We start from the raw sequence: 24,972 nt of genomic DNA, 5'->3' as shown, positions 1-24,972 counted from the left end.
CAGGTTTCCCTGACGTTTTTATCGTTTGTTCTGCAGCGGGCGGATGGCAAAACTGCGCGGCATCTCTAATAAAAACAATCGAGAGCCGCTCCATGCCCTTCCCTGCATCTTTGCGCCTGCGCACCACCTCCATCGCTCTGTTCTGCAGCTTTGCCACCCCGGCCATGGCGGTCCAGGTGACCGACAATCTCGACCTTGGCGGCGCCATTCGTGCCCGCTGGGACGTGGACCCGGATCGCGACATCCAGAAGTTTGGCCTCGACACAGTTTTCCTCAGTGCCAAGTACAACTCCGATTCGTGGATCGGTGAGGCGCAATATCGCTTCTACGGCCGCTCCTACCCATACCAGTACACCAAGAATTACGGCGACATCCGCTTCGCCAAGTTCGCGTGGGTCGGCTACAAGTTCAATCCCGACCAGCAAGTGCAAGTGGGCCTGAACACCGTGCCGTTCGGCTTGCAGCCGTATTTCGGCAGCACCTTCTACGAAACTCTGGGCAACGTCATCGGCCTGGAAGACGTGCAACAGATCGGCACCAAGTACATCCAGCAAAGCGGCGACTGGAACATCCAGGCCGGCTACTACCTGCGCCCGGCCTGGCAAGGCAAAGGCACCAGCAAAGGCGTGACGTATTCGAGCGTGGTGTCCGAAGCCGACAGCTATGTGGCCGACGGCAGCAACAACCAGGAACGCAACACCGTGGTGCTGCGAGTGGCCAGGTCGCTGGATCTGGGGCCGTGGAAATCCGAGGTCGGGATCTCCGGCCTGACCTCGAGCATCGAGAACAAAGACACCAACAACGACGGTCGGCGCAACGCCGTGGCCGTGCACTACATGGGCAAGAACGGCCCGTGGGGCGTGCAGTTGCAGGCGGCGCGGCAGCAGATGTCTCCGCGCAATCCCGGCAGTGATGAAGTGGTGACCCTCGGCGGTTACGACGGCACTTACAACGTCGCCAGTCGCGGCAATCTGTACGTGGCCGACCTGAGTTACGACGTCGGCGGCAAATACCTGTTCGACCAGATCAGCGGGATCAAGCTGTACGCCAACTACAGCGCATTCGACAAGTCCGCCAGCGGGTTCAAGACGTCCGAGCGGATGATCCTCGGCACCTCGTTTTCCGTGAGTAAATTGTGGGTGGCCACGGAATGGCTGTTCGGCAAAAACGATCCGTACATCGGAGGCAGCAGCTACACCCAGAGCCTTGGCGCGGGCGGGCTGGATCAGTGGGAGAACCAGTTGTATGTGAACGTCGGGTATTACTTCTGACGCTCGAAAAAATCGCAGCCAGGGCTGCGATTTTTTTTGCCTGTCCATTGCGAATTCACCTTGCATCCGCACCGCCCCGATAGTCAGATAGCCCTCACCACAAAACAACAATAAACCGCCCCTTCCGGAGTTCCGCCTCCATGCGTCAACTGCCCTCGCTCAACACCCTGCGTGTGTTCGAAGAAGTCGCCCGCCATCGCAGTTTCAGTCAGGCCGCCGTCGGGTTGAACGTCACCCAGGGCGCGGTCAGTCGCCAGATCAAACAGCTTGAAGACTACCTCGGCGTGGCGCTGTTCGTACGCACGCCTCAAGGGCTGTCGCTGACTGACGCCGGCAGCAATCTTTCCCCGCATCTGGCCGAAGCCTTCGACCACATCGAACGTGCTCTGCAAGCGGTGCGCGTGCCCAATCTGCGCCAGCGTTTGAAAGTACTCGCACCGCCGACCTGGGCCACGCGCTGGCTGTCGCCACACCTGCGCGCATTCTGTCAGCGCTACCCGGACATCAACCTCAGCGTGACCAACCAGATCGGCCACGACAGCCTCACGGAAGTCGATTGCCACATCCGCTTCGGACTCGCGGCGGCGCCCCATTGCTCCAGCCAATTGCTGGTGATGGAACGGCACATCGCAGTGGCCAGCCCGGAGCTGTTCAACGGCGATCAGCCACCGGACCTGCGGCAGTTTCCGCTGCTGCACATCCTGCACGATGGCAAGCGTTTGAAAGTCTGGGAAAACTGGCTGGCGGCCATGGGCCGGGATGACATCGATGCCGGGCAAGGGCTGGAATTCAGCACCCTGGACCAGGTGATCCACACCACCCTGGCCGGTGGCGGACTGGCGGTAATCGACCGGCAGATGATCGAAAAGGAACTGGCCAACGGCAGCCTGCTGCCGATCACCCCGATTGAGGTGATCGGCCCTTATGGCTATTGGCTGGATGTGGCGAATGACAAGCAAGGGCTGTCGAAGGTGAGGCTGTTTACTGAGTGGCTCAGCATTGTGTCCAACCCCTGAAAAGCCCCCTCACCCTAGCCCTCTCCCGGAGGGAGAGGGGACCTACCGAGGTGTTTATAAGACATACATCGACCTGATCCATCGAGCCGAACTCAGGCTTGGAAAACCATGAAGATCTGCTCCCTTTCCCCCTCTCCCCTCTGGGGCGGTCCGACGTTTCGGGAGGGCTGGGGTGAGGGGTGGATCTCAAGCAAATCACAATAGTGGCTGCTCACCGTTAATAAAATCACACGGAAGCAGCTACTTTCGCAGCCACAACGCCTCCGCCCTCCACCGGACTCTGCGCCTTGCACGCCTGACTCAACGTCAACGACTTGGTCTCCGGCGCCCACGCCCAAGACAGCAACGCCCCAATCGCCAGAATCGCAGCAAGAATCCCCATCGTCGGGCTCAGACCAATCCCCGCCACACTCACCGGCAACAGGAATGTACTGACCGCCGAACCGAGGCGGCTGACGGCCGTCGCCAGACCAATCCCGCTGGCCCGCACTTCCGTCGGGAAGCTCTCCGCCGGGAACACACCCACCAGGTTGCTCACCGCCGACAGCACCAGCGTGAACACACCGAACACCAGCACCATCAGCCACGCCGCACTGCCCGGCAACACCGCCAGCAGAAACAACGCCACCGCCAGAATGATGAACGAGTTGATCAGGAACCCGCGTCGGGTGAATTTGATCGTGCACCAGATGCCGATCAACGCGCCGAGGATCAGCAGCATGTTGAGCATCAGCTCGGTACCAAAACCTTCGGCCAGGCCCATCTTCTGCAGAATCGACGGCAGGAAGGTGTAGATGGCGAAGTACGGCATGACGATGCAGACGAAGAACAGGCAATTGAACGCCGTACGCTTGCGGTACTCGGGGCTGAACAGCACCGCGTAGCCCGAGCGGGTTTCCGTGGATTGGGTCTCGTCCAGCTCGACATTGTCGCCCAGATGCTTTTTGACGATGGCACGGGCTTCGGCCACCCGCCCCTGATTGACCAGCCAGCGCGGCGACTCCGGCGTACCGATACGGGCGATCAGAATCAACGCGGCGGGGATCGCCGACGACGCCAACATCCAGCGCCAAGCGTCATCACCGAGGCTGAGCATGGCGGTGCCAACGAAGGTCGCCGCGACGTAGCCGAAGGTCCAGATCACGCTGAACGAACCCAGCAACACGCCGCGATGTTTCTTCGGTGCGAACTCGGCGAGCATCGCGTGGCCGACACTGAAATCCCCGCCCAAGCCGATGCCGATCAACACCCGGCAAAGGAAGAGGCTCATGGCAGTTTCGACGTAGAACTGCATCACCGAAGCGAGCGTGATCAGCACAAAACTGACCAGGAAGATTTTCTGCCGGCCGACCTTGTCCGAGATCCAGCCGAAAAACAGACTGCCGAGAAACAGGCCGATCAACGCGGACGCGCCGATCAGGCCCTGCCAGAACGCATCGAGCTGCATCTGCGGGCTGAGCAAGGTGAACGCGATGCCGATCAGGCCAAGGATGTAGCCGTCGGTGAAGTGTGCGCCGAAGGTCAGGCCGGCGATCTTGATGTGGAAGCGCCCGATGGGCAGGTCATCGATCTTTACGGGTTGAGCGGACATGTTCGTCTCCAATTGTTGTTATTGACGGAGAAACGGAAAGCTCTGGGAGAAGCCTGCGGGAGCGAACTCCCGCAGGATTCGGGGAGGCCTAGAGGCCGCCCATCAACAGGTATTTGATCTCCAGATAGTCATCCAGACCGTACTTCGAACCTTCACGCCCAAGGCCCGATTCCTTGATGCCACCGAACGGCGCCACCTCCGTGGAGATGATCCCTTCGTTGATGCCGACCATCCCGGCTTCCAGCCCTTCGGCCATGCGCCAGACCCGGCCGATGTCGCGGCTGTAGAAGTACGCCGACAGACCGAACGGCGTGTCATTCGCCCGCGCCAGCACTTCGGCTTCGTCCTTGAAGCGGAAACATGCGGCCACCGGGCCGAAGGTTTCGTCCTGGGCAATCAGCATGTCGCCGTTGGCTTCGGTGAGGATGGTCGGTTCGTAGAACGTGCCGCCCAGCGCATGGCGACGACCGCCGCACAACAACGTGGCGCCCTTTTCCAGTGCATCGCTGACGTGGGCTTCGACCTTGGCCAGCGCGGCGGCGTTGATCAGCGGACCTTGCTCGGTCTCACCGTCCAGTGCATTGCCCACGCGCATCGCCGCCACGGCTTCGGCGAGTTTGCCGGTGAAGGCTTCGTAGACGCCGTCCTGAATGAAGAAACGGTTGACGCACACGCAGGTCTGCCCGGTGTTGCGGAATTTCGAGGCCATCGCGCCTTTGACGGCCGCGTCGATGTCGGCATCGTCGAAGACAATGAACGGCGCATTGCCGCCCAGTTCCAGCGAGACCTTTTTCAGGGTGTCGGCAGCCTGGCGCATCAGCAGTTTGCCGGTGCGGGTCGAGCCGGTGAACGACAGCTTGCGCACCACGCTGGATGCTTGCAGCGCACCACCGATGGCCACCGCATCGCCGGAAACGATGTTGAACACACCGGCCGGAATCCCGGCCTGCTCGGCCAGCACCGCGAGGGCGAATGCCGACAACGGGGTTTCTTCCGACGGTTTGAGAATCATCGTGCATCCGGCGGCCAGCGCCGGACCGACCTTGCGAGTGACCATCGCAAGCGGGAAGTTCCACGGGGTAATCGCCGCGACCACGCCGATGGCTTCCTTGGTCACGATGATCCGCGCATCGGCCTTGTGGCTCGGGATCACATCGCCGTAGGCACGCTTGGCTTCTTCACCGAACCACTCGAGAAAGCTTGCGGCGTAGACTACTTCGCCCTTGGCTTCGGCCAGCGGTTTGCCTTGTTCGCGGCTGAGCAAAGTCGCCAGTTCCTGCTGGTTGGCGAGCATCAGATCGCTCCAGCGCTTCAGGCGCTGGCTGCGTTCCTTGGCAGTGAGTTTGCGCCAGGCCGGCAAGGCACGATTGGCGGCTTCGATGGCTAGGTTGGTTTCCTCGGCGCCGGCCTTTTGCACGTCGGCGATCAACTCGCCATTGGCCGGGTTGCGCACCGGATAGGTCGCGCCGCCACTGCCCCACTGACCGTCGATGAAGTTGCCGTGACGAATCAACCCGCTCATGCCACCGCCCCCTGCAGCGTGAAGCGTTCCTGCCCCGGACGGGCCGTGCGCAGGATGCGTTTGCCGGCGGTGTAATCGTTGATCACGTCACACGGGGTGTAGTTGCGTTCCAGTTCGTGCAGCTCTTCGGCATCCAGCTTGGTCTCCAGCGCAGCCAGTGCGCTGTCGAACTGCGCCGTGGTATCGGCGCCGACCAGCATGCAGTCCACGCCCGGATGATTGGCGACCCAGGCCTGGGCGATCTGCGCGTTCGACACGCCACGGGCACGGGCCACGCGCTGCACCGAATGAGCGATCTCGAACGAGGCTTCGTCGCTGTACATCTGCTGGGTGAAGAAGTCGGTCTGGTTGCGAGTCGATTGCACGTCACCGGTCAACAGGCCACGGGCCAGCGGGCTGAACACCGACACGCCGATGCCCTGATCGCGGCAGAACGGAATCATCTCGCGCTCTTCTTCACGGTAGGCGCAGTTCAGTTGCAGCTGCATGTTGATCGGCTTGACCCAACCGTTGCGCTCGCAGGCCATGAGGATTTTCGCCAATTGGCCGGTGAGCATGGTCGAAACGCCGATGTAACGCGCCTTGCCGGAACGCACGATGTCGTTCAGTGCGCCCATGGTCTCTTCGACCGGGGTGTTCACGTCGAAGTAATGCAGCATGAACACGTCGACGTAATCCATGTCCAGACGCTTCAGCGAGGCATCGATGCTGTCCATGATGTGCTTTCGCGAATGGCCACTGGCATTGATCGCGTTGCGAGTGCCGTAGCCGACCTTGGTGGTGATCACCAGGTCTTCGCGACGGGCCAGACGCTTGACGATGCGCCCCACCACTTCTTCGCCGACACCGGCGGAATAGAAGTCCGCGAGGTCGATGAAATTCACGCCGTTGTTCAGCGCGTGAGCGACGATCGGCTCGCTTTGTTTTTCATTGAAGATCCACGGTTTCCAGTCCGGGGTGCCCATGTTCATGGTGCCCAGGCACAGGCGGGAAACTTGCAGGCCGGAGTTGCCCAAACGGATGTATTGCATGGCGCGGACCTCAGGCTTTTGGCGTGTAGAAAGGGTTGCTGATGTGGTTGACCACATCCTTGAGCTGCGCGGTTTCCGGCTTGCCGGTCAGGGCGGCGCGGATCGCGGTGCGGCAGGCGTTGTAGTTGTTCAGGTAGACCGCATCGAGGTCATCGCAGGCCGGGTTGACCCAGTTGGCGGTGACGATCGCCCACTCGTCTTCGGCTTCCGGCGGCAGCGTGCCGTCGAGCAACGCTTCGAGCACCGCCTTGGCGATACCGGCCTGGGAGGCACCCCACGTTGCGTTGCCGTGCAAGTCGCTGCTGATCGCAGCCTTGTTGACGTACAGGGTCATCGGCTTGACCGGAATGTTCGGCTGGGCGATCACCATGAACGGGCAATGGCCCTGGCTCGGCGACGCCAGACTGTTGGCAAACGCCTTCCCCGCCGGACCGTTGCGCGGGCCGATCAGGATATTGATGTGCGCGGCGTTCACGCCCGGGCCTTCGAAACCTTCACCGATGTACAGGTCGAGTTCTTTCATCAGTCATTACTCTTTGCGATGCAGAGGGATTTTTTGGGGTGATCGACAGCTCACGCGGGCCGGATGGCCAACGGGATCAATAACGGACACGGGGAGACGCGAAGGGAGAATCGGGACATGGCTGCAAACGCTCTCTGGTTGTTATTGATGAGCTGTGTTTGCGATTTTTTAACACCGGGGATCGGGCTGGCCGTAACCATTAAAAATCATGGGGCAATGACTTTTAGTCATAGCCTTGATGCAGGTAAAAAGGGCAGGCGAAAAAAATCCCGCTCGAAAGCGGGACTTTTCGGACTGCGCCTGGTTACGCGACGACGGGGATCATCGGATCAGCAGCTGCCAGCGCGATGGCACGGTCAGCGGCCGGCGGGTAGATCCACTGGGTGTTGATCTGGGTCTTGAGCGACTTGCCCTCCTCCTTGACCAGTTTCACCTGACGATCCCATCCCTCGGTGTACACCGCGCCCCAGGCGCCGAGGTCGAGGCAGGTCACGTATTTCGGCTGGCTGTATGGCGTCGGATCGACACCGAGAATCTGCGCCGCGACGTTGTTGCCGGCATGTCGGCCGAGGGAAATCGCGTGCTGGCAGGTCATCAGGGCGAAGTTGCCGATGTCGTCGGTGGCCGCATAAGCCACGTCGCCGGTGGCGAAGATATCGTCCTGGCCGATGACTTTCAGGTGTGCATCCACATGCAGACGGCCCTGGCGATCGCGTTCGGCCGGAATCTGCTCGGTCAGGGAGCTGGCACGCACGCCGGTGGTCCAGACCACGGTTTTTGCCTCGATGCGCTGGCCGTCCGACAGGGTCACGCCGTTTTCATCGACCGACAGCACCGACACACCCAGTCGCCATTCGACGCCCAGTGCTTCGCTCGCTTCGGCAATCGAGACGCTGATGGCTTCGCCCATGGCCGCACCGACTTTCTGCCCACGGTCGACGATGATCACTTGAACGTCAGCCTGATCGCCCAGCATTTCCCGCAGACGCGCCGGCATTTCGGTGGCGGTTTCGATGCCGGTGAAGCCGCCGCCAGCCACCACCACGGTATTGCGCGCCTGGCTCGCAGGCTGATCGGCCAGGGATTTCAGGTGGTTTTCCAGGCGAATCGCGGCTTCTATCTGGTCAACGTCAAAGGCGTGTTCTGCGACACCCGGGGTATCCGGCAGCGCCAGGCCACTGCCGGAAGCCAGCACCAGTTTGTCGTAATGGAAAACCTGTGCGGCGCCGTTGGCGTCGGTGTAACCCACGGTTTTGGCGTTCACGTCGATGGTGTTCGCGGCGCCCTTGATGAAGTTGACGCCTACCGCGTCAAACAGATCGCCCAGCGGCGCGGCCAGCGTGTGGGCATTCGGCTCGTAGAAGCGTGGACGCACACGCAGTTCAGCCTGCGGCGCCATCACGGTGACGTCGATGTTGTCACGGTTGTGAATGTCGACCAGACGAGTCGCACTCAGCGCCGTCCACATGCCACCGAAACCTGCGCCGATTACCAGAATGTGCTGTTTCATTGTTGTCTCCAGGCTCGAAGCCAAGTCGTAGAAAGAGGTTCAAGAATTCACGTTTATCGGGAGTCGGCACGCTTGTGGTTTCTGAAAGCGCTGAACAATGCTCACCTGATAACGGCGACTGTATTGGTCGCCGTTATATCCAACAAGTCAGATTATCCGATCATTCGAATCGAAATATTCGATAGCTGACCTGACCCCTTCTGAGGATTTCGAAACCATAGAATTCGCTGCATACCGAGCAAATACGGGTTTCAAGGCAAAGATTCAGGCACTTATCAGATTTGTCCGCCACGCATTACCCTGCTAACATCTGCGACAACTACAGTCGGAGATAGCTATGTCGCTTTACAGTGCGGGCGTCGAGTACGGCATCCATTGCCTGGCGTTTCTGGTGGGCAGCGGTGGTGACAGTCGCGAAGCGAGCGTGCGCGACCTGGCTGACCTGCAAGGGGTGCCGCTGGATTACCTGGCGAAGATCTTCACCAAACTGGCCAAGAGCAAACTGGTGGTGGCCACTGGCGGCGTGCGCGGCGGTTTTACGTTGGCGCGCCCGGCGGACGAGATCACCCTGCTCGATATCGTCAACGCCATCGACGGCCCGAAGAACATTTTCGAATGCCGCGACATCCGTGGGCGCTGCGCGCTATTTGACGGCTCGCCGCCGGATTGGGCCGTGGACGGAACCTGTTCGATCCACGGAGCGATGATGGTTGCGCAAAAGCGCATGGAAGAAGCCCTCGCCCAGCAAACCATTCTCGACATCGCCAGAAAGGTCGGACGCAAAGCGCCAGCGGAGTTCAACAGCCAGGTGGAAAACTGGATTCAGGACCGTCGCGACAAGAAGACCGCCGGCTCGGGCATCCCGCTCACCGACATCACCGACTGACAGGCAAAAAAAAGCAGAAACCGGTCACACGGTTTCTGCTTTTTCATTTCGGCCGTTCCGCCTCAGAGGCAATCGCGTACCGATTTGCGCAGCGAGCCGGACTTGGCCCACGGCGGCCCCTGGTACAGCGACACGCGACTGCCATCCTTGTACTTGACGATATCGAGAATCTCGTCGGCCGTGACAATGCTTGGCGCCGTGATCCGGTAACCGTTGGAAATCGCGACCTGTGAAGTCTTGGGAATATCCTGCTGCCACAACGGCAACACGCATGCGGCGTAGTCCTTGGGAGCCTTGCCACTGACCTTGCTGAGATTCGGCTCGCCCGGGACCAGCGATGCCGGCAGTGAACACCCGGCCAACGCGGCCATCAGCAGGCCCCCGATCAACATCCGCATATTGAATCCTTCATCTGAAAAAGCGCGAATTTACCCTGTTACTGGTTGAACATCCATCGTGGCGCAATGCTGTGCCCCCGAAAACCGGGCTCTCCGGCACCACGGCAAACAATTACTCCGACCAACGGCAGTTTGTTCACGGCCGTTCAGCTCATTGACCAGAACCACTTGCCCCGCTCCCGGAAAATGCGGCTACTATTTTCTACCGAGAATGTTCCGGAGGTGATCATGCGGCTCAATGAATACGAACACGAACTTCAACGTGATCTGCAAAGCATGGCATCGGACCTGAGATGGTCGGCGGTCGACCTCAAGCGTATTGCCGAGCAATTGCGCAAGTCCGGCAACGAGGCGGATGCGCAAAGCGTGCTCAGGTCCTGCGAGGTGCTGCAAAGCGATGAAGAACGTTTGCAACTCTATGCCAGGGAAGTGAAGGCCCGCGCCATCAGCCGAACCAAAATCCACTGACACCCCCAAACAAAAAGCCCCGGACAATCCGGGGCTTTTTCATTGCAGGCCTTCAGCCTGTCTTGCGGCCGTGGATGCGGCTTTTGTAGCCCGGAAGTGCAGCGGCATACGCCAGTGCTTCCTCCCGGCTGGCGAAAGACGCCAGTCGATCACCCTGCGTGCAGACCCGCCACGGGCCGTTGTTCACGCTGAGTACGTCGTAGCCATTCATGTGCATTCTGTTCAGCATCGCCATGCTCATAGGCACCTCCTGTCGACTATCGATCAACTGCACTTTTGCACCTTACACCGGGTTCGACAGGGTGTGCCGACCAGACGTCGCCCCACAGCGGCGTCAAGCGTCTGGCACTTTTGCGCTTTTCGACCACTCTGACATCACAAGCGTGTCTAAACCAAGGTACGGCTTGAATATTGCATTTTCATAACCGATTCATGACAACCGGCAATCGGGTAACAAATGAAAGTACGTGCAACCATCATCTGCGAACAGGATCGACACATTCTCCTGGTGCGCAAACCCCGATGCCGCTGGAACTTGCCGGGCGGCAAGGTCGAGCCCGGCGAGACCAGGGCCGACGCCGCGACGCGTGAACTTGAGGAAGAAACCGGACTGCTCGCCGATGGCATGCTGTATCTGATGGAACTGGAGGCTGGCGGCACGCGCCACCATGTCTACGAGGCGTCGGTACTGAATATTGATGAAGTACGGCCACAAAACGAAATCGTCGATTGCATCTGGCACCCGCTGAACGCGGTACAGAACCTTACTGTCAGTGAGGCGACCCTGCAAATCGTCCGCGCCTTTCAGCGCCGGCTCTGAGTCAACCGGCGAACGCCCGACGCCCGGCACTCATTTCGGTGCGCAATTCACCGATGAAATTGGAGATGTCACGAATGGTGACCAGATGCTCCGGCGACACACCGTTGAGCAGCAGATCGACCCGCCCGCTGTCAGGTTCGTAAACCTTGATCTGCAACAGCCCCTGCCCCGTTTCCGTGCAGTCACAGTAAAGGGGCGAAAAGCCGGACTCGACGATGCGGCAAATGTCGGCAATGGCAAGCATGGGCGGACGCCTCGCGGGCGAAGGATCGGTCGATCGATTGAGCATAGATGAGCTTTTTCGACCTTGCGCGAGCGCTCGATCGCAGAAAATGCCAACCGCTTCACATCCTTGCGCAACATCGATCAGTTGGCGTCGCGCCCCCAGATCCAGTTCCAGATCCCCGGCAATTGCACCGGATCCGAGCTTTTCTGCACCGTACGCACCAGTGCCGCTTTTTCCAGCAGTGCGTGATCGTCGTAGAACGGCTTATCGGCCAGGCGCACGCCTGTGGCAGCAGCGCTGTCGAGCAGAATCTGCAGATACTCGCGGGCATGTCGCGCGGTATAGCGGTTGAGGTCATGGAACGTCACCACCACCGGAATCACCCCGTCCACCGTCGGCAGTTCGCCGCGAGCGATGCGTTCGCGCACTTCCGAGAGCTGACGCAGCATGTTCGCGCGGCGTCTGGGGCTGCCGTTGAAACCCCAGATCTTGCCGTCGTTGGCGCTCAGGTCCGTGAGCAATACATGCAGACCATGTCGCTGATAGGCCGCGAACGTACGTTTGTCGTAGTTCCAGAAAGGTGGGCGCAGCAAAATCGGCGGCGCACCGGTGATCGCCGCGATGTCCGCCATGCCGTTGGTCAGTGAGGTTTCAAGCTCCTGCGGATCGAGCGAACGGTGATTGGTGTGCCAGTGCGTGGCGGTGTGAAATCCGAGAATGTGCCCTTCATCGTGCTCGCGATGCATGATCCGCCGGCCGATTTCGCTGTTGCCGGCCCTCGGCGCGCGGGTCTGGACGAAAAACACCGCTTTGATGTTCGGTTGCAGCGGGTTGTCTTTCAGGCTGTCGAGCACGGTTTCGGTGGGGTTGTAGAAACTCGAAGCGCTGGGGCCGTCATCGAAGGTCAGCAGAAACCTGACCGGCGCCTGCGCATCCAGACGCGAGCGGGTTTGCGCGGTCAGTTCGATGGGAGCGGCAATGCAACCGGCCAGCCCGGTGATGATGGACGCAGCGCAGAAAAGCTTGAACCAGAGTTTCATGTTTTGCCTTGAGCCCGACCGTTGCGGTCACGTTGTCGATTGGCAAAACTCCCTCGCCGCTGCTGCCTCCCTGCGGCCCACCGAAATGGGCCGAGGTTGGATAAAGATAACAGGGTTTTGTTCCGGTGCTCACTCAGTGCGCCAGTGCCTGCTGGAATGAGGTGTCGATAATCCCCGCCGTGGTCAGCGGCGCCGGCAACGCCTTGACCTTGAACAGGAAGTCCGCGGTGCCTTGCAGGTCGGCAGCGGCTTGTTGATCCACCGGGCCGACCGTCATGTGCGCCTGGCGCAACCAGTGCCGCGAGACCTCTTGATCGAGATTGGCTTTCTTCGCCCACAAGTCCGCGTATTCGTCGGTGTGGCTGTCGACCCAGGCCCGGGCCTGTTTCAGGCGACCGAGGAAGTCGGCAATCGCCTCCCGCTTGCTGTCGATGGACGGCGCGGAAGCGGCGATGGCGCTCAACCCCGGCATCAGGTTTTTTGCAGTCAGAATCGGTCGTGCACCGGAGAACACGATCTGCTGGGAAATGTACGGCTCCCACACTGGGAAGGCATCGATGCTGCCCTGAGGTAATGCCGCTGCCGCGTCAATCGGCATCAGTTTGACGAAGTCGACGTAATTCTCCGGCAACCCATTCTGCTCCAGAGCGCGCAAGGTCAATTGCTGGCTCCAGGCACCCGGCCAGAAAGCGACTTTCTTGCCTTTCAGATCCTCGATGGTTTTCACCGGTGAATCCTTGGGTACCAACAGTGCAATGGTGTCCGGGTTTTGCCGCGACACGCCGATCAGTTTTACCGGTGCCTGTTTCGCGGCGAGGAACAGAAAACCCGAATCGCCGAGAAAGCCCAGATCCAGCGAACCGGTCTGTAACGCTTCGGCCAACGGCGCGGCGGCCTGGAAGTGTTTCCAGTCGACCGTGTAAGGCGCGCCCTTCAATACCCCGGAAGCCTCTACCGAAGCGCGGATGTTGTAGTAATTCTGGTCACCGACGTGCAGGACCACAGGTTCAGCTGCGTAAGTCAGAGGCGAGGCAATCAAGGCGCTGGTCAACGCAGCGCGTAGGAAACGGGAGAGCTTCATGGCGAGTCCTGCAAAGGGGATTTTCTATAGACCATAGCGCTCTTATAAATCGCATTTGAAATTCGATTAATGAATAAGCTCAGCACCGCCGACAAGCGCTGTTGGTCTGGCAACAGTGGCGCGGCACAGTGTTTTCCCGGCAACAGCTCAAAGCGCGTAAATCGCATCAAAACCCCGTAAATACGGGGCTCAAGGCATATGGCACAGAGCCTGCAATATTCCATTCATGCAGGAAGCATTCGATAAAAATATCTTTCTGGACATAAGAAACTGTTGCCTTGCCGGAGCGTGCCCATGAAATCCCGCTTACCGTTTTCCCGTGTCAAAACACTGCTCGCGGCCTGCGCAGTAGCCCTGAGTCTGCAACCTCTCGTCCACGCCGCCGAAACGCCACCCGCTGAAGTGCATCTGGACTATGCCTATTACTCCCCCGTCAGCTTGGCGCTCAAGCACTTGGGTTATCTGGAAAAAGCCCTGCCCCAGAGCAAAGTCAGTTGGGTGCTGAGCCAGGGCAGCAACCGCTCGCTGGAATACCTCAACAGCGGTGGCGTGGACTTCGCCTCGTCGGCTAGCCTCGCGGCGGTGCTGAGCCGTGCCAACGGCAGCCCGATCAAATCGGTGTACGTCTACAGCCGCGCGGAGTGGACCGCGCTGGTGGTGCGCAAGGATTCGCCGTACCAGACCGTCGCCGACCTCAAGGGCAAGAAAATCGCCGCCACCAAAGGCACCGATCCGTACCTGTTCACCCTGCGCAGCCTGCAACAGGCCGGGCTGAAAAAGGACGATGTGGAACTGGTGCACCTGCAACACCCGGACGGCCGCACCGCGCTGGAGAAAGGCGACGTCGACGCCTGGGCCGGCCTCGATCCGCACATGGCCGCCAGTCAGGTACAGGCCGGTTCGCGCCTGCTGTATCGCAACCGCGACTTCAACAGCTACGGCGTGGTCAGCGTCACCGAGCAATACGCCAAGGAACATCCGCAAACCATCGACACCGTGATCAAAGCCTATGAACAGGCTCGCGAATGGTCGGTGAAAAATCCCGATGAATTGGCCAAATTGCTCGCCAGCGAATCCGGCCTGCCACTGGACGTGGCCAAACTGCAACTGTCGCGCACCGACCTGAGCAGCCCGCAACTCACCGCCAAGGATGTGCTCGCCTCGAAAGCCGCCGCGCCGATTCTGGTCTCCGAAGAACTGGTGCGCCGTGGGGTGAATGTCGATCAGGTCATCGATCAATTGATCGACACCGGTTTCCAGCAGGTCGCCGCCGCCCAGTAACCGATCAGGCTCACAACGAATCCGCGCCCGTCGCGGATTTGTCGTGAGCGGAGAACCGCCCATGAGCAATGACCTGCCCGCCCGCCTCACCGTGCCGCTGCCCCGCCGACAAAACCGGCCGCTGAATCCGCTCTGGCGGCGACGCCTTAAAGGGCTGGCCCTGCCGCTGCTGATCGTGATCGCGCTGGAGATCATCGTGCGCATCGGCTGGCTGCCGTCCTATCAGATGCCCGCGCCGAGCGAGGTCGCCATGACCCTCACCGATCTGGCCGAAGGCGCACTGTGGAAACACATCGGCGCCAGCCTGATTCGCGTGCTGATCGGGTTTGCCATCGGCGCGAGTCTAGCCTTGATGTTTGCCGCGTGGGTCGGCCTGAGCCGCGAGGCCGAGGCGTACCTGGAGCCGACGTTCGCCGCGCTGCGCTCGATTCCCAGTCTGGCCTGGGTGCCGTTGTTGCTGCTGTGGCTGGGCATCGACGAGACCTCGAAAATCGTCCTGATTGCCATCGGCGCGTTCTTCCCGGTGTACGTCAACGTGGTCGCAGCGATCCGCAACATCGACCGCAAACTGGTGGAAGTCGGCCATATCTATGGCTTCAGCCGTCTGCAACTGGTACGGCGGATTCTGCTGCCCGCCGCCCTGCCCGGCCTGTTCACCGGACTGCGCAGCGGCATGAGTCTGGCGTGGATGTTTCTGGTGGCGGCCGAACTGATCGCGGCGACCAAAGGCCTGGGCTATCTGCTGAGTGACGGGCGTGAAACCTCGCGTCCGGACATCGTGCTGGCGGCGATCATCGTTCTGGCGCTGCTGGGCAAACTCAGCGACGGCCTGCTCGCCACACTCGAACGCCGCTGGCTGGCCTGGCGCGACACCTTCACCGGCCAGGGCAGCAAGGACTGACTCGCACAACTAAGCTGAACCTTCAGGCAGTGTTCGCCGGAGGTTCGGCCGATGTGCGGAAGACTCTCGCAGTACCGGGGCATCCACGATTTCGTCGCGGTGCTGAGCATTCCCGATGCGCTGATCAATCACGTCGGAGATGCACCGCTGGCGCGCTACAACGCGGCGCCCACCACCACGCTGGCCATTCTTCATCAACACGAACAACGCTTGTACGCCGACAACCTGCGCTGGGGCTGGCGCCCGCACTGGGCCAGGGATCGCGCGGCGCCGATCAATGCGCGGGTCGAAAAAGTCGTCCACGGCCCGTTCTTCCGGGCAATCTGGCGTCATCGCCTGATCGTGCCGGTCGACAACTGGTTCGAGTGGGTCGACGGTCCGGACAAGAGCCGCCAACCCTGGCTGATCCATCGAATCGATCATCAACCGGTTTTCTGCGCCGCCATCGGCCAGTTTCCGACACCCGGATCAGAACCACGGGAAGACGACGGCTTTGTGATCATCACCGCCGACAGCGCAGGTGGCCTGCTCGATCTGCATGATCGCCGGCCCATCGTGTTGTCCGCCGAGGGCGCGCGGGAATGGCTCGACCCGGCTACGCCCGTGGAGCGAGCCGAGCAAATGTTGCTGTTCGAAGGCTTGAGCAGCGAAGCGTTCGAATGGCACAAAGTCGGCAAAGCTGTCGGTAACTCACGCAATCAGGGGGCGGAGTTGATTGAAGTAGTGGCTTAAATATTTTGTAGGCCGGCACGTTTATCGAATAGTCGGAAGACGTGAGTCAAATTGATATCACGCAGCAAGTGAGAACCGTTCGTTACAGTCAGTGTTTCAAACTCGAAACAATCATTGAATCGGTCGTTTGATTAAAACCAACCGCCTGTCTGACATTTCAATCGTCATACATACATTTAGTAACACTACAGATAGCATGCGCGCCGCATTTCCTATTGGCATACCAGTTGACCAAAGAGTCAACAAACCGGGAATACCCTACAAACTTACAAGCCTTGCAGAGAACTAAGTTGCGCGACGATTTTGCAATCAAACAGGCCAACGGCCTGGAGTGTATTTATCTGTCCATGACAGAACGCTTTCAACTCGACTGTTTTATCGCCCACTACATAAAGACTCGAAACCTGCGTGACGTACCCGAGATCGACCGCCTCCTGCGCACCACTCTCCAAAACTATCCCTGCCACCCGCCGGTGATGGTCAACGAGCTGAATGCCTGGATCGACAAGACCTTGGGCTATCGGGCCTCACACCCCGATTTCACACAGCTGGACGATCTTTGATGAAACGAAAAAGCCCCGCCATCGCGGGGCTTTTTCGTTGTGGCGTTCAGGGTTTCAGCGGGCGTTCCTGGTCGCGATCGGACAACTCGCGGCTGTCGTCATGTTTCCAGGTCTGCTCCTTGTGTTTCTCCCGCTCGATCTCTTCTTCGCTCGGTTCTTCATCTTCTTCGGGACGTTGCTGCTCCGTTGCCATGTTCACCTCGCCGTCATAAGTCATCAGTCATCCTTACAGCGTAGAACAGATTCAGACAGGCAACTTACAACCACCAGCGCAACAGAAAGAAGAACGCCATGCTCAACAGCATGCTAAGCAACGTATTACGCGTGTAGATCACGAGTCCGATGGCGACTAACGAACTCAGCAAATAGGGATTGTCCCACTGCAAATTCAGCTGTTTGTCCGGCATGAACACAATCGGCCCGCAAATCGCGGTCAACATGCCCGGTACGGCGAAACCCAGAAACTGCCGCGCATTGCTGCTCAAACGCACCGGCAGGCGCGGCTCGAGAAACACGTAGCGGTTGAGGAACACCAGAATTCCCATGCCGAAAATCACTGCCCAGATCATCATGTGCGCTCCCGATACAGCTTGTTGCAGATAAACCCGGCCATCATTCCCGCCAGCCCTGACAGCACCAACGCCGAACCCCACTGCCAGTAACTGAACAGCACCGAGCAGAACAGCGACACCGCCACGCAAACCACGGTCGGCACGTTGCGCACCACCGGGGTGATCAGGGCGATGAAGGTCGCGGCAATCGAAAAGTCCAGTCCCAGGTGTTCAAGCCCCGGAATGCTGCTGCCGAGCACGATGCCGGCCAGGGTGAAGAGGTTCCAGGCGATGTAGAACGTCAGGCCGACACCAAGGGCATACCAGCGATTGAACTGCTGACGGTCGTGCTGGCTGGTCAGGGCGAACAGTTCGTCGGTGAGCAAAAAACCCAGGCCGATGCGCCAGCGACCCGGCAACGGCGAAATCACGTGGCGCATGCTCATGCCGTAGAGCAAATGCTGCGACGTCAGCAGCAGCGTGGTCAGCAGAATCGAGAAAATCCCGGCACCGCCCTTGAGCATGCCGATCGCCACCAGTTGCGCAGCACCGGCAAACACAATGGTGGACAAGCCCTGCCCCTGCAGTGGCGTGAGGTTGGCTTCGATCGCCATGGAGCCGGCCAGCAGCCCCCACGGCGCGGTCGCCAGGGATAACGGCATGATCGCCGCGGCTCCGCGAAGAAAGGCACTGCGCGGCATAAATGAGTCAGACATAACGCTCTTCAACCGTGAGACAAGACCCCGGACTCTGCCAGCAAATGCCTTTTCATGGCTTGAACAATCTTGCGCAGTTGCCGGAAATCGCCCAGCTGCAAACCGATTAGCGGCGTACCATGACAGCCATTCACATCTGCGTCAGGGAGACGACATGCTGTATCGAATTGCCGCCGACGGGCTGGTGCTTTTCCACCTTTCGTTCATTCTGTTCGTGCTGTTTGGCGGGCTGCTGGTGCTCAAGTGGCACCGAGTGGCCTGGCTGCATTTGCCGGCCGCCACCTGGGGGGTAATGGTCGAAGTGTTGCACCTGACCTGCCCGCTGACCTACTGGGAAAACCTGATGCGCCACGCCGCCGGGCAAACCGAGTATGCCGGCGGTTTCATCGAGCATTATGTCTGGCCGATCATCTACCCGGCGGGGCTGACCCCACAGATCCAGTTAGCGCTGGGCAGCGTGGTGCTGGTGATCAACCTGCTGGTATACGGGCGCCTGATCCGCCAGTGGCAACTACGCCGCCCTGCACGCATCCCGTTTTAACGCGACTTCAAGGCTTCCAGCCAGGCCGGGTCGAGGCGCGTCTGATCGGTGTCCAGACCGAGCGTTTCCATCCGAGCCTTGTGTGCTTCGACTTCCCGGTGCAATTGCCCATGATCGCTGGAGTTGCCGTCCAGCTCATGCATCTGCGTCAAGCCGAGATGATAGAAGCGCAGCACTTTCATCGCCGTCGGATCGCCCTTCTCGACCGCTGCCGTCACCTGATGCATGACATTGGTGACGCTCATCAGGCTGCGCTTGAGCCGCCAGCCGTACACCGCCGGGGCCATCCATGTCTGATTCCAGAATCGCCCGCGCAACAACGCCGCCGTCAGCAGGAATGCGCCGAACACCCCGCCGACATTGAACCGCAGGTTATCCCCGCCCGGCTCGCCGAACAGCGCCACCGCCACGGTCGAAAACGCCATCGCCAGCACCAGGAACAGCACCGCGATAATCAGCGTGCTGCGCCGGGTCTGCTGGCGATAGGTGATGGCATCGATCGGTTGAATCTCGAACATCGCGACAGGCTTCCATGGCTTGAAATAAAAAGAGGCCGGCGCATTATCGCCTCTGAGGCGGATTTAGCTATGCTGGAGCTCCTTTTCATCTTTTCATCGTCCAGCGGGGGACATGGCGATACCACGCAGATCGTGCCATCTTCATTCATGGATACACTCTATTCGGATGCCATTGGCCAGGCCGGCAATGACATCGTTTTAAGGATCACTGCATGACCCAACGACACGTAATCAATGCCTCGGTCAGCCCAAAAGGCAGCCTGGAAACCCTTTCCCAACGTGAAGTTCAGCAACTGAGCCAGGCCGGAACCGGCAGCACCTACACCCTCTTTCGCCAGTGCGCCCTGGCAATCCTCAATACTGGCGCCCATGTCGACAACGCAAAAACCATTCTGGAAGCCTACAAAGACTTCGAAATCCGCATTCACCAGCAGGATCGCGGCGTGCGCCTGGAACTGCTGAACGCCCCGGCCGACGCCTTCGTCGATGGCGAAATGATCGCCAGCACCCGGGAAATGCTGTTCAGCGCCCTGCGCGACATCGTCTACACCGAAAACGAGCTCGACGCCCTGAGCATCGACCTCAGCACCTCCCAGGGCATCAGCGACTACGTCTTCCACCTGTTGCGCAACGCACGCACCCTGCGCCCGGGCGTCGAGCCGAAGATCGTCGTGTGCTGGGGCGGTCACTCGATCAACACCGAAGAATACAAATACACCAAGAAAGTCGGCCACGAACTGGGCCTGCGCAGCCTCGACATCTGCACCGGCTGCGGCCCCGGCGTGATGAAAGGCCCGATGAAAGGCGCGACGATTGCCCACGCCAAGCAGCGTATCCACGGCGGTCGCTACCTGGGCCTGACCGAGCCGGGTATCATCGCCGCCGAAGCACCGAACCCGATCGTCAATGAGCTGGTGATCCTGCCGGACATCGAAAAACGCCTGGAAGCCTTCGTCCGCGTCGGACATGGCATCATCATATTCCCGGGCGGCGCCGGCACCGCCGAAGAGTTCCTGTACCTGCTGGGCATCCTGATGCACCCGGACAACGCCGGCCTGCCGTTCCCGGTAATTCTCACCGGGCCGAAACATGCCGCGCCGTACCTGGAACAGCTTGACGCGTTCGTTACCGCCACGCTCGGCGAGGCGGCTAAACAGCATTACGAAATCATCATCGACGACCCGGCCGAAGTGGCGCGCCAAATGACTGCAGGTCTCAAAGCCGTGAAGCAGTTCCGCCGCGAACGCAACGACGCGTTCCACTTCAACTGGCTGCTGAAGATCGACGAAGGCTTCCAGCGCCCGTTCGACCCGACCCACGAAAACATGGCCAACCTGAAGCTGCACCGCGATCAGCCGGCCCATGAACTGGCGGCCAACCTGCGCCGCGCCTTCTCCGGGATCGTTGCCGGCAACGTCAAGGACAAGGGCATCCGCCTGATCGAAGAGCACGGCCCGTACCAGATCCGTGGCGACGCCGCGATCATGCAACCGCTCGATCTGCTGCTCAAAGCCTTCGTCGCCCAGCACCGGATGAAACTGCCGGGCGGCGCGGCGTATGTGCCGTGCTATCGCGTGGTGTCCTGACCCTTCGTGATGGATGCAGCCTTGTGGGAGCAAACGTGTTCCCACAAGGCGCATCGCCACTACCAAACCGCCCTGTTCTCTGACACAAAAGCCCCGCTGATTCCCCACGACAGCCACCGCGCGCGCGTACTAAGCTGGGCGATTGAATTTTCAGGGACGATCCATGAAACGTTTTGCCGCCTGCCTGTTGTCTCTTCTGGCCCTGACAGCCAATGCGGCAGATCTGCAACTGCTCACCGACAACCATCCTCCGCTGCATTTCCTTCAGGGCGAGCAACTGGTGGGCTTCGGCGTGGATGTGGTGCAGGCCCTGGCGGCGCAGACCGGCGATCGCATTCACCTGCAGCAAGTGCCACTGCTGCGTGCCCTGCGCATGGCCAGCGAGACGCCGGACACCGGCGTATTTACCGTGCTGCGCACCGACGCCCGTGACGACCGCTACCAATGGGTCGGGCCACTGATCGATGTGGAAACGGCGCTGTATGCCCACGACAACTTCCAGCCGCCGGTCCGCAGCCTGCGCGAGGCCGATCATCTGGGGCGGATCACCGTGCCGCGCAAATGGCTGGTCTACAGCTATCTGCAGGAACAGGACCTGAGCAACCTCTACGGTGTGGAAACCCCGGAACAGATGATGCGTCTGTTCAGTCTCGGGCGAACCGACTTCGTGGTATCCGACACACTGTCCAGTGCGGCCCTCGCCCGAGAACAAGGCATGGAGCCGGGGCGTTTGCAGTATCAGATACCACTGATGAAGCGCGACACTTATATCGCGTTCTCCCGCCAGACCGATCCCAGGCAGGTCGCACGCTGGCAACAGGCGCTGGACACGCTGCGCGCCGACGGTCGTCTGGAGAAAATGCGCCAGCGCTGGCTGAGCAATACCCTGCCGCGCTGATCACGCATCAACGTCTTTGATAACAACTATCTGAAAAGGTGTTTTTTCTTCTGGCGCCGGCGGCCCTAAAGTGGCAGTCATCTTCCTCCCACTTTCAGGTACAGACCCATGAAAGACTTCATTGCCCTTGGGTTTATCGTCGCCCTGATCGGTGCCACTTCCGCCGCAATCGCCAGCGCACATGGCCACGGGCCTGCGGTCGCCATGACCGGCACCCTGAATGTCGATATCGTTGGCATTGACCGTGAGGCCAGGGGCAGTGTGGAGCAGAATCTTTACGTCGCGCAAAACGACTCCGGATTCGCCTACGACTATTGAGCCACCAGCCGTGCGGCCAACGCCTTGGCCTGCGACGCAACATCGGTCACCGCCGTACTCTCCCACCACATCCCTCTCAGTGGCGGGCCCATCGCGAACAGTCGTAGTGACACCCTTCCCTGCGCATCCAGCACCGCCCCGTCCACTGCCGCCGCAATGCCCAACGCCAACGGCCCCGGTCGCACCAGCCCACGGGCCAGCAACTGCTGCGGCAAAGGCCGGTCGACCCGGCGCCAATCGTATTCGATACCGCTGGAATTGATCAGCGCCGCGCCTTGCTCCACGTGCGTTTCACTCTCGCCCCGACGGCGGACGCGAATGCCGACACCACCGCCCGAGACCGGCTCAAGGCCTTTATAGGACGCGGCGTGAATCCGCAGGCGCCCTTCGCGATGCAGACGTTCGACCAGCTCTGCACTCAGCGGCGGCGAGCGATGGTGATGACTTTCCCACCACGGTCGCACATGCCGCACGAACTGCCGTCGCTGCACGTCGCTCGCCTGGCTCCACAACCGGCCGATGTGCGCGCGCACCGTATCCAGCGGTGCCTGCCAGTCGATACCTTGCTCGATTGCTTCCCGGCAATGCCGACGCAATTCACGCAGTAACTGGCGTGGCGTGCGGATGCTGTGATCCTCGGCGAGGAAGTCCGCCCACGCAGGCGGCTGACGACGGACATGGGGCAGCAGCCCGTGCCGGGAAAACACCTCGATCGGCCCGCGATGCCCAGCCTGTTCCAGCGAGACCACGGCGTCGACCATGGTCAGGCCGGAGCCGATGATCAATACCGTGGATTGCGGATCGAGCTGGCGCATGGCGCTCACATCCCACGGATCGAGCCCGGCGGCGTTGAGGCCGCTGGATTGCTTTTGCGGCGTACGGGCAGCCGGGAACATCCCGGTCGCCAATACCGCAAAAGCGCCTTGCAGTCGCTGGCCGTCGCTCAAGGTGAGCTGCACCGAATCGGCCGAAGTCTGTACATCAATCACCTCTGCGCGCACGTGCTCGACCGTCGAACCATGCTGCGCGCCCACCTGCTGCGCCTCGGCCAGTCGCTGCTGCACGTAGACACCGAACAGCCCCCGTGGCGGAAACAGTTCACTGACCGGCACATGTTGCTCATCCGACTCCGGCCAGCCGCCGCCGGCAATGTGCTCGGTCAGCCATTGGGTCAGGTCGTCGGCATCATCCGGGTCGACGCTCATCCGCTCCGCGTTACCGTTGAGCGTGTGGCCCAATTCAACCGCGCTGTACGCTTCACCCCGGCCCAGCTCGGCCCGGGGCTCGATCACCAGAATCTGCCGCCGGCCCGGCAGGCGCAGCAGCTGCACCGCCAGCATTGCGCCGCTGAGACCGCCGCCGACTATCAGGATGTCAGCGTGACGGATCGCGGTCGTATCGGTTTGAGTCATGCCGTTCTCGCTGCAGAGGGTTTGCTCCAGTCAGTGTCGTGCAGACGCGGCGAGCGAGTCTAGACAGTCGCGACCTTTTTCTCCCGCCTATGCAGCTCACCCAGATTTCGATATCCGCTGCCCGGATGGATCTCCGGCAACCTGGGCCCTTCGCCAAACAGTTTCTCGCGCAACGTTCCCGGCGCGTAATCGGTCTTGTAGACGCCACGCTTCTGCAACTCCGGCACCAGCAATTCCACGGCGTCGATGAAGGTTTCGTGGGTCAGCGCGTAAGCCAGGTTGAAGCCGTCGACGTCGGTTTCGTCGACCCATTCCTGCAGCAGGTCCGCCACCGTTTCCGGGCTACCGACGAACAACGGGCCGAAACCGCCGATGCCGACCCAGTCGGCCAATTCATTCGGAGTCCAGACCTTGTTCGGGTCCGCTGTCGAAAACGCCTCGACCGCCGATTGAATCGCGTTGGTGTGCACGTGCTTGAGCGGTTCGTCGGGTTTGAAGCGGCTGAAGTCGATGCCGGTCCAGCCGGAAATCAGTGCCATTGCACCTTCGTAACTGACCCAGGATTTGTACTCTTCAAACTTGGCTTTGGCCTTGGCATCGGTCTCGCCGAGGATCACGGTTTGCAGGTTGAAGATCAGAATCTTCGACGGATCGCGCCCGGCCTCGGCAGCGCGGCGGCGAATGTCGGCCACGGTTTTCTTCAGCAGAACCTTGGACGGTGCCGCGACAAACACGCATTCGGCATGCTCGGCGGCAAACTGCTTGCCCCGACTGGACGCCCCGGCCTGATAGAGAACCGGCGTGCGCTGCGGCGACGGTTCACAAAGGTGAATGCCCGGCACCTGGAAGTGTTTACCGTGGTGGCGGATTTCGTGGATCTTGCTCGGGTCACTGAAAATTCGCCGCTCGCGATCCCGCAAAATCGCACCCTCTTCCCAACTGCCTTCCCAGAGCTTGTAGCAGACCTCCAGATATTCCTCGGCGAAGTCGTAGCGCGCATCGTGCTCGGTCTGGGCTTGCTGGCCGATGTTTTTCGCGCCGCTCTCCAGATACGAAGTGACAATGTTCCAGCCGGCACGACCCTTGGTCAGGTGATCGAGGGTCGACAGGCGTCGGGCGAACGGATACGGATGTTCGAAGGACAACGAAGCGGTCAGACCGAACCCCAAGTGCTCGGTGACTAGCGCCATTGGCGGGATCAGTTGCAACGGATCGTTGACCGGCACCTGAGCCGCCTGCCGGATGGCGGCTTCGCCATTGCCGTTGTACACGTCGTAGATGCCCAGCACGTCGGCGATGAACAGCCCGTCAAACTTGCCGCGCTCGAGTATTTTCGCCAGATCGGTCCAGTACTCCAGATCCTTGTACTGCCACGAGCGATCCCGAGGGTGAGCCCACAGGCCTGGCGACTGGTGACCAACGCAGTTCATGTCGAAGGCGTTGAGACGGATTTCACGAGCCATCAGACGGCACTCCCGATTTTCAGGAGGCGTTTGGAGATTTGAATTGAAGCGGTCATGTGAGGCGACTCCGTGGTTCCGGATGAGGATCCAGAACCCATAGCAGGAGTCA

General features: G+C 60.4%; 29 protein-coding genes. 13 read left to right on the top strand and 16 right to left on the bottom strand.

The genetic code is table 11. The features are described from left to right. Nucleotides 1-164 precede the first annotated feature (164 nt). Entirely contained in the window at nt 165-1,271 is a 1,107-nt protein-coding gene (locus OQ248_RS23145; protein ID WP_265815129.1) for a hypothetical protein, read from the top strand. 140 nt (nt 1,272-1,411) lie between these two features. Then, on the top strand, nt 1,412-2,287 hold the full coding sequence (locus tag OQ248_RS23140) for a LysR substrate-binding domain-containing protein (RefSeq protein WP_265814137.1): 876 nt from the start codon (nt 1,412-1,414) through the stop codon (nt 2,285-2,287). A gap of 226 nt (nt 2,288-2,513) precedes the next feature. Here OQ248_RS23140 and OQ248_RS23135 read toward each other — a convergent pair whose 3' ends face one another. From OQ248_RS23135 to OQ248_RS23115, 5 genes are all read right to left on the bottom strand, one after another. After that, a complete protein-coding gene (locus tag OQ248_RS23135; RefSeq protein WP_265814136.1) occupies nt 2,514-3,878 on the bottom strand; it encodes an MFS transporter in 1,365 nt (454 codons plus the stop codon). An 88-nt stretch (nt 3,879-3,966) separates the two neighbouring features. Next, a complete protein-coding gene (locus OQ248_RS23130) occupies nt 3,967-5,400 on the bottom strand; it encodes an NAD-dependent succinate-semialdehyde dehydrogenase (RefSeq protein WP_265814135.1) in 1,434 nt (477 codons plus the stop codon). Further along, entirely contained in the window at nt 5,397-6,431 is a 1,035-nt protein-coding gene (locus OQ248_RS23125) for an aldo/keto reductase (RefSeq protein ID WP_085602959.1), read from the bottom strand. Before OQ248_RS23125 ends, OQ248_RS23130 begins: the two co-directional genes overlap by 4 nt. A gap of 10 nt (nt 6,432-6,441) precedes the next feature. Then, the gene (fae, locus tag OQ248_RS23120) at nt 6,442-6,954 is read right to left on the bottom strand and encodes a formaldehyde-activating enzyme (protein WP_265814134.1); all 513 of its coding nucleotides are present in this window, start codon (nt 6,952-6,954) and stop codon (nt 6,442-6,444) included. 304 nt (nt 6,955-7,258) lie between these two features. Further along, nucleotides 7,259-8,464: an NAD(P)/FAD-dependent oxidoreductase gene (locus OQ248_RS23115; protein ID WP_265814133.1), complete on the bottom strand. Its 1,206-nt coding sequence runs from the start codon at nt 8,462-8,464 to the stop codon at nt 7,259-7,261. Between the two features lie 337 nt (nt 8,465-8,801). On the opposite strand from OQ248_RS23115, the gene OQ248_RS23110 reads away from it, so the two are divergent. Then, nucleotides 8,802-9,350 carry an Rrf2 family transcriptional regulator gene (locus OQ248_RS23110; RefSeq protein ID WP_265814132.1) on the top strand — a complete coding sequence of 183 codons (549 nt, stop codon included), beginning with the start codon at nt 8,802-8,804 and terminating at the stop codon, nt 9,348-9,350. Between the two features lie 62 nt (nt 9,351-9,412). Here the strand turns inward: OQ248_RS23110 and OQ248_RS23105 are convergent, their stop codons facing one another. Next, the gene (locus tag OQ248_RS23105) at nt 9,413-9,748 is read right to left on the bottom strand and encodes a hypothetical protein (RefSeq protein WP_065259781.1); all 336 of its coding nucleotides are present in this window, start codon (nt 9,746-9,748) and stop codon (nt 9,413-9,415) included. 228 nt (nt 9,749-9,976) lie between these two features. Here OQ248_RS23105 and OQ248_RS23100 point away from each other — a divergent pair, with 228 nt between their 5' ends. Then, entirely contained in the window at nt 9,977-10,216 is a 240-nt protein-coding gene (locus OQ248_RS23100) for a hypothetical protein (RefSeq protein ID WP_265814131.1), read from the top strand. Nucleotides 10,217-10,268: 52 nt separating this feature from the next. Here the strand turns inward: OQ248_RS23100 and OQ248_RS23095 are convergent, their stop codons facing one another. Continuing rightward, nucleotides 10,269-10,457 carry a DUF2188 domain-containing protein gene (locus OQ248_RS23095; RefSeq protein ID WP_265814130.1) on the bottom strand — a complete coding sequence of 63 codons (189 nt, stop codon included), beginning with the start codon at nt 10,455-10,457 and terminating at the stop codon, nt 10,269-10,271. Nucleotides 10,458-10,673: 216 nt separating this feature from the next. On the opposite strand from OQ248_RS23095, the gene OQ248_RS23090 reads away from it, so the two are divergent. After that, complete coding sequence (locus OQ248_RS23090; RefSeq protein WP_265814129.1) at nt 10,674-11,036, top strand: NUDIX hydrolase; 363 nt, start codon at nt 10,674-10,676, stop codon at nt 11,034-11,036. A 1-nt stretch (nt 11,037) separates the two neighbouring features. On the opposite strand, the gene OQ248_RS23085 is transcribed toward OQ248_RS23090, so the two are convergent. The 3 genes from OQ248_RS23085 to OQ248_RS23075 form a co-directional block, all read right to left on the bottom strand. After that, on the bottom strand, nt 11,038-11,280 hold the full coding sequence (locus tag OQ248_RS23085) for a DUF1652 domain-containing protein (RefSeq protein WP_096820123.1): 243 nt from the start codon (nt 11,278-11,280) through the stop codon (nt 11,038-11,040). 122 nt (nt 11,281-11,402) lie between these two features. Next, entirely contained in the window at nt 11,403-12,302 is a 900-nt protein-coding gene (locus OQ248_RS23080; protein ID WP_265814128.1) for a polysaccharide deacetylase family protein, read from the bottom strand. Between the two features lie 133 nt (nt 12,303-12,435). Continuing rightward, a complete protein-coding gene (locus OQ248_RS23075; RefSeq protein ID WP_265814127.1) occupies nt 12,436-13,383 on the bottom strand; it encodes an ABC transporter substrate-binding protein in 948 nt (315 codons plus the stop codon). A 294-nt stretch (nt 13,384-13,677) separates the two neighbouring features. Between OQ248_RS23075 and OQ248_RS23070 the strand changes: the two genes are divergently transcribed. The 4 genes from OQ248_RS23070 to OQ248_RS23055 all read left to right on the top strand — a co-directional run bounded on the left by OQ248_RS23070 (nt 13,678) and on the right by OQ248_RS23055 (nt 16,860). Then, nucleotides 13,678-14,664 (top strand): aliphatic sulfonate ABC transporter substrate-binding protein, encoded by a 987-nt coding sequence (locus OQ248_RS23070; protein ID WP_265814126.1) that lies wholly within the window; start codon nt 13,678-13,680, stop codon nt 14,662-14,664. 61 nt (nt 14,665-14,725) lie between these two features. Continuing rightward, nucleotides 14,726-15,565 carry an ABC transporter permease gene (locus OQ248_RS23065; protein WP_265814125.1) on the top strand — a complete coding sequence of 280 codons (840 nt, stop codon included), beginning with the start codon at nt 14,726-14,728 and terminating at the stop codon, nt 15,563-15,565. Between the two features lie 51 nt (nt 15,566-15,616). Beyond that, nucleotides 15,617-16,297 carry an SOS response-associated peptidase family protein gene (locus OQ248_RS23060; protein WP_265814124.1) on the top strand — a complete coding sequence of 227 codons (681 nt, stop codon included), beginning with the start codon at nt 15,617-15,619 and terminating at the stop codon, nt 16,295-16,297. A gap of 290 nt (nt 16,298-16,587) precedes the next feature. Beyond that, complete coding sequence (locus OQ248_RS23055) at nt 16,588-16,860, top strand: hypothetical protein (protein ID WP_085711400.1); 273 nt, start codon at nt 16,588-16,590, stop codon at nt 16,858-16,860. Between the two features lie 46 nt (nt 16,861-16,906). Here OQ248_RS23055 and OQ248_RS23050 read toward each other — a convergent pair whose 3' ends face one another. From OQ248_RS23050 to OQ248_RS23040, 3 genes are read right to left on the bottom strand one after another with little or no spacing between them, the layout of a single operon-like run. After that, on the bottom strand, nt 16,907-17,077 hold the full coding sequence (locus OQ248_RS23050; RefSeq protein ID WP_167748741.1) for a hypothetical protein: 171 nt from the start codon (nt 17,075-17,077) through the stop codon (nt 16,907-16,909). A 40-nt stretch (nt 17,078-17,117) separates the two neighbouring features. After that, complete coding sequence (locus tag OQ248_RS23045; RefSeq protein ID WP_167443797.1) at nt 17,118-17,429, bottom strand: AzlD domain-containing protein; 312 nt, start codon at nt 17,427-17,429, stop codon at nt 17,118-17,120. Further along, complete coding sequence (locus OQ248_RS23040; RefSeq protein WP_265814123.1) at nt 17,429-18,127, bottom strand: AzlC family ABC transporter permease; 699 nt, start codon at nt 18,125-18,127, stop codon at nt 17,429-17,431. The genes OQ248_RS23045 and OQ248_RS23040 overlap by 1 nt, the downstream gene beginning before the upstream one ends. A 154-nt stretch (nt 18,128-18,281) precedes the next feature. Between OQ248_RS23040 and OQ248_RS23035 the strand changes: the two genes are divergently transcribed. Next, the gene (locus OQ248_RS23035) at nt 18,282-18,668 is read left to right on the top strand and encodes a DUF2784 domain-containing protein (protein WP_265814122.1); all 387 of its coding nucleotides are present in this window, start codon (nt 18,282-18,284) and stop codon (nt 18,666-18,668) included. Here the strand turns inward: OQ248_RS23035 and OQ248_RS23030 are convergent. Beyond that, entirely contained in the window at nt 18,665-19,186 is a 522-nt protein-coding gene (locus OQ248_RS23030) for a DUF3087 domain-containing protein (RefSeq protein ID WP_265814121.1), read from the bottom strand. The genes OQ248_RS23035 and OQ248_RS23030 overlap by 4 nt on opposite strands. A 212-nt stretch (nt 19,187-19,398) precedes the next feature. Between OQ248_RS23030 and ppnN the strand changes: the two genes are divergently transcribed. The 3 genes from ppnN to OQ248_RS23015 all read left to right on the top strand — a co-directional run bounded on the left by ppnN (nt 19,399) and on the right by OQ248_RS23015 (nt 21,988). Further along, entirely contained in the window at nt 19,399-20,772 is a 1,374-nt protein-coding gene (gene ppnN, locus OQ248_RS23025; RefSeq protein WP_085711405.1) for a nucleotide 5'-monophosphate nucleosidase PpnN, read from the top strand. 163 nt (nt 20,773-20,935) lie between these two features. Continuing rightward, nucleotides 20,936-21,670: a transporter substrate-binding domain-containing protein gene (locus OQ248_RS23020; protein ID WP_265814120.1), complete on the top strand. Its 735-nt coding sequence runs from the start codon at nt 20,936-20,938 to the stop codon at nt 21,668-21,670. A 108-nt stretch (nt 21,671-21,778) separates the two neighbouring features. Continuing rightward, entirely contained in the window at nt 21,779-21,988 is a 210-nt protein-coding gene (locus OQ248_RS23015) for a hypothetical protein (RefSeq protein ID WP_265814119.1), read from the top strand. Here OQ248_RS23015 and OQ248_RS23010 read toward each other — a convergent pair. Beyond that, the gene (locus OQ248_RS23010) at nt 21,982-23,400 is read right to left on the bottom strand and encodes an FAD/NAD(P)-binding protein (RefSeq protein WP_265814118.1); all 1,419 of its coding nucleotides are present in this window, start codon (nt 23,398-23,400) and stop codon (nt 21,982-21,984) included. The two genes, OQ248_RS23015 and OQ248_RS23010, sit on opposite strands and share 7 nt — an antisense overlap. Before the next feature lie 59 nt (nt 23,401-23,459). Continuing rightward, nucleotides 23,460-24,863: an LLM class flavin-dependent oxidoreductase gene (locus OQ248_RS23005; protein WP_265814117.1), complete on the bottom strand. Its 1,404-nt coding sequence runs from the start codon at nt 24,861-24,863 to the stop codon at nt 23,460-23,462. Nucleotides 24,864-24,972 lie beyond the last annotated feature (109 nt).

The organism is Pseudomonas sp. COW5 (assembly GCF_026240005.1).
Classification (GTDB): domain Bacteria; phylum Pseudomonadota; class Gammaproteobacteria; order Pseudomonadales; family Pseudomonadaceae; genus Aquipseudomonas; species Aquipseudomonas kribbensis.
The sequence above is the reverse complement of the archived record's forward strand: the minus strand, read 5'-3'. Positions and strand labels throughout refer to the sequence as shown.

Bases quoted from the DNA above. Each gene is read 5' to 3' on its own strand.
- OQ248_RS23070 (WP_265814126.1), top strand. From the start codon at position 13,678: ATGAAATCCCGCTTACCGTTTTCCCGTGTCAAAACACTGCTCGCGGCC.
- OQ248_RS23040 (WP_265814123.1), bottom strand. From the start codon at position 18,127: ATGTCTGACTCATTTATGCCGCGCAGTGCCTTTCTTCGCGGAGCCGCG.
- OQ248_RS23080 (WP_265814128.1), bottom strand. From the start codon at position 12,302: ATGAAACTCTGGTTCAAGCTTTTCTGCGCTGCGTCCATCATCACCGGG.
- OQ248_RS23090 (WP_265814129.1), top strand. From the start codon at position 10,674: ATGAAAGTACGTGCAACCATCATCTGCGAACAGGATCGACACATTCTC.
- OQ248_RS23045 (WP_167443797.1), bottom strand. From the start codon at position 17,429: ATGATCTGGGCAGTGATTTTCGGCATGGGAATTCTGGTGTTCCTCAAC.
- OQ248_RS23060 (WP_265814124.1), top strand. From the start codon at position 15,617: ATGTGCGGAAGACTCTCGCAGTACCGGGGCATCCACGATTTCGTCGCG.
- fae (WP_265814134.1), bottom strand. From the start codon at position 6,954: ATGAAAGAACTCGACCTGTACATCGGTGAAGGTTTCGAAGGCCCGGGC.
- OQ248_RS23065 (WP_265814125.1), top strand. From the start codon at position 14,726: ATGAGCAATGACCTGCCCGCCCGCCTCACCGTGCCGCTGCCCCGCCGA.
- OQ248_RS23095 (WP_265814130.1), bottom strand. From the start codon at position 10,457: ATGAGCATGGCGATGCTGAACAGAATGCACATGAATGGCTACGACGTA.
- OQ248_RS23135 (WP_265814136.1), bottom strand. From the start codon at position 3,878: ATGTCCGCTCAACCCGTAAAGATCGATGACCTGCCCATCGGGCGCTTC.
- OQ248_RS23125 (WP_085602959.1), bottom strand. From the start codon at position 6,431: ATGCAATACATCCGTTTGGGCAACTCCGGCCTGCAAGTTTCCCGCCTG.
- OQ248_RS23130 (WP_265814135.1), bottom strand. From the start codon at position 5,400: ATGAGCGGGTTGATTCGTCACGGCAACTTCATCGACGGTCAGTGGGGC.
- OQ248_RS23105 (WP_065259781.1), bottom strand. From the start codon at position 9,748: ATGCGGATGTTGATCGGGGGCCTGCTGATGGCCGCGTTGGCCGGGTGT.
- OQ248_RS23145 (WP_265815129.1), top strand. From the start codon at position 165: ATGGCGGTCCAGGTGACCGACAATCTCGACCTTGGCGGCGCCATTCGT.
- OQ248_RS23115 (WP_265814133.1), bottom strand. From the start codon at position 8,464: ATGAAACAGCACATTCTGGTAATCGGCGCAGGTTTCGGTGGCATGTGG.
- OQ248_RS23110 (WP_265814132.1), top strand. From the start codon at position 8,802: ATGTCGCTTTACAGTGCGGGCGTCGAGTACGGCATCCATTGCCTGGCG.
- OQ248_RS23085 (WP_096820123.1), bottom strand. From the start codon at position 11,280: ATGCTTGCCATTGCCGACATTTGCCGCATCGTCGAGTCCGGCTTTTCG.
- OQ248_RS23100 (WP_265814131.1), top strand. From the start codon at position 9,977: ATGCGGCTCAATGAATACGAACACGAACTTCAACGTGATCTGCAAAGC.
- OQ248_RS23140 (WP_265814137.1), top strand. From the start codon at position 1,412: ATGCGTCAACTGCCCTCGCTCAACACCCTGCGTGTGTTCGAAGAAGTC.
- OQ248_RS23010 (WP_265814118.1), bottom strand. From the start codon at position 23,400: ATGACTCAAACCGATACGACCGCGATCCGTCACGCTGACATCCTGATA.
- OQ248_RS23030 (WP_265814121.1), bottom strand. From the start codon at position 19,186: ATGTTCGAGATTCAACCGATCGATGCCATCACCTATCGCCAGCAGACC.
- OQ248_RS23075 (WP_265814127.1), bottom strand. From the start codon at position 13,383: ATGAAGCTCTCCCGTTTCCTACGCGCTGCGTTGACCAGCGCCTTGATT.
- OQ248_RS23050 (WP_167748741.1), bottom strand. From the start codon at position 17,077: ATGACTTATGACGGCGAGGTGAACATGGCAACGGAGCAGCAACGTCCC.
- OQ248_RS23020 (WP_265814120.1), top strand. From the start codon at position 20,936: ATGAAACGTTTTGCCGCCTGCCTGTTGTCTCTTCTGGCCCTGACAGCC.
- ppnN (WP_085711405.1), top strand. From the start codon at position 19,399: ATGACCCAACGACACGTAATCAATGCCTCGGTCAGCCCAAAAGGCAGC.
- OQ248_RS23005 (WP_265814117.1), bottom strand. From the start codon at position 24,863: ATGGCTCGTGAAATCCGTCTCAACGCCTTCGACATGAACTGCGTTGGT.
- OQ248_RS23015 (WP_265814119.1), top strand. From the start codon at position 21,779: ATGAAAGACTTCATTGCCCTTGGGTTTATCGTCGCCCTGATCGGTGCC.
- OQ248_RS23035 (WP_265814122.1), top strand. From the start codon at position 18,282: ATGCTGTATCGAATTGCCGCCGACGGGCTGGTGCTTTTCCACCTTTCG.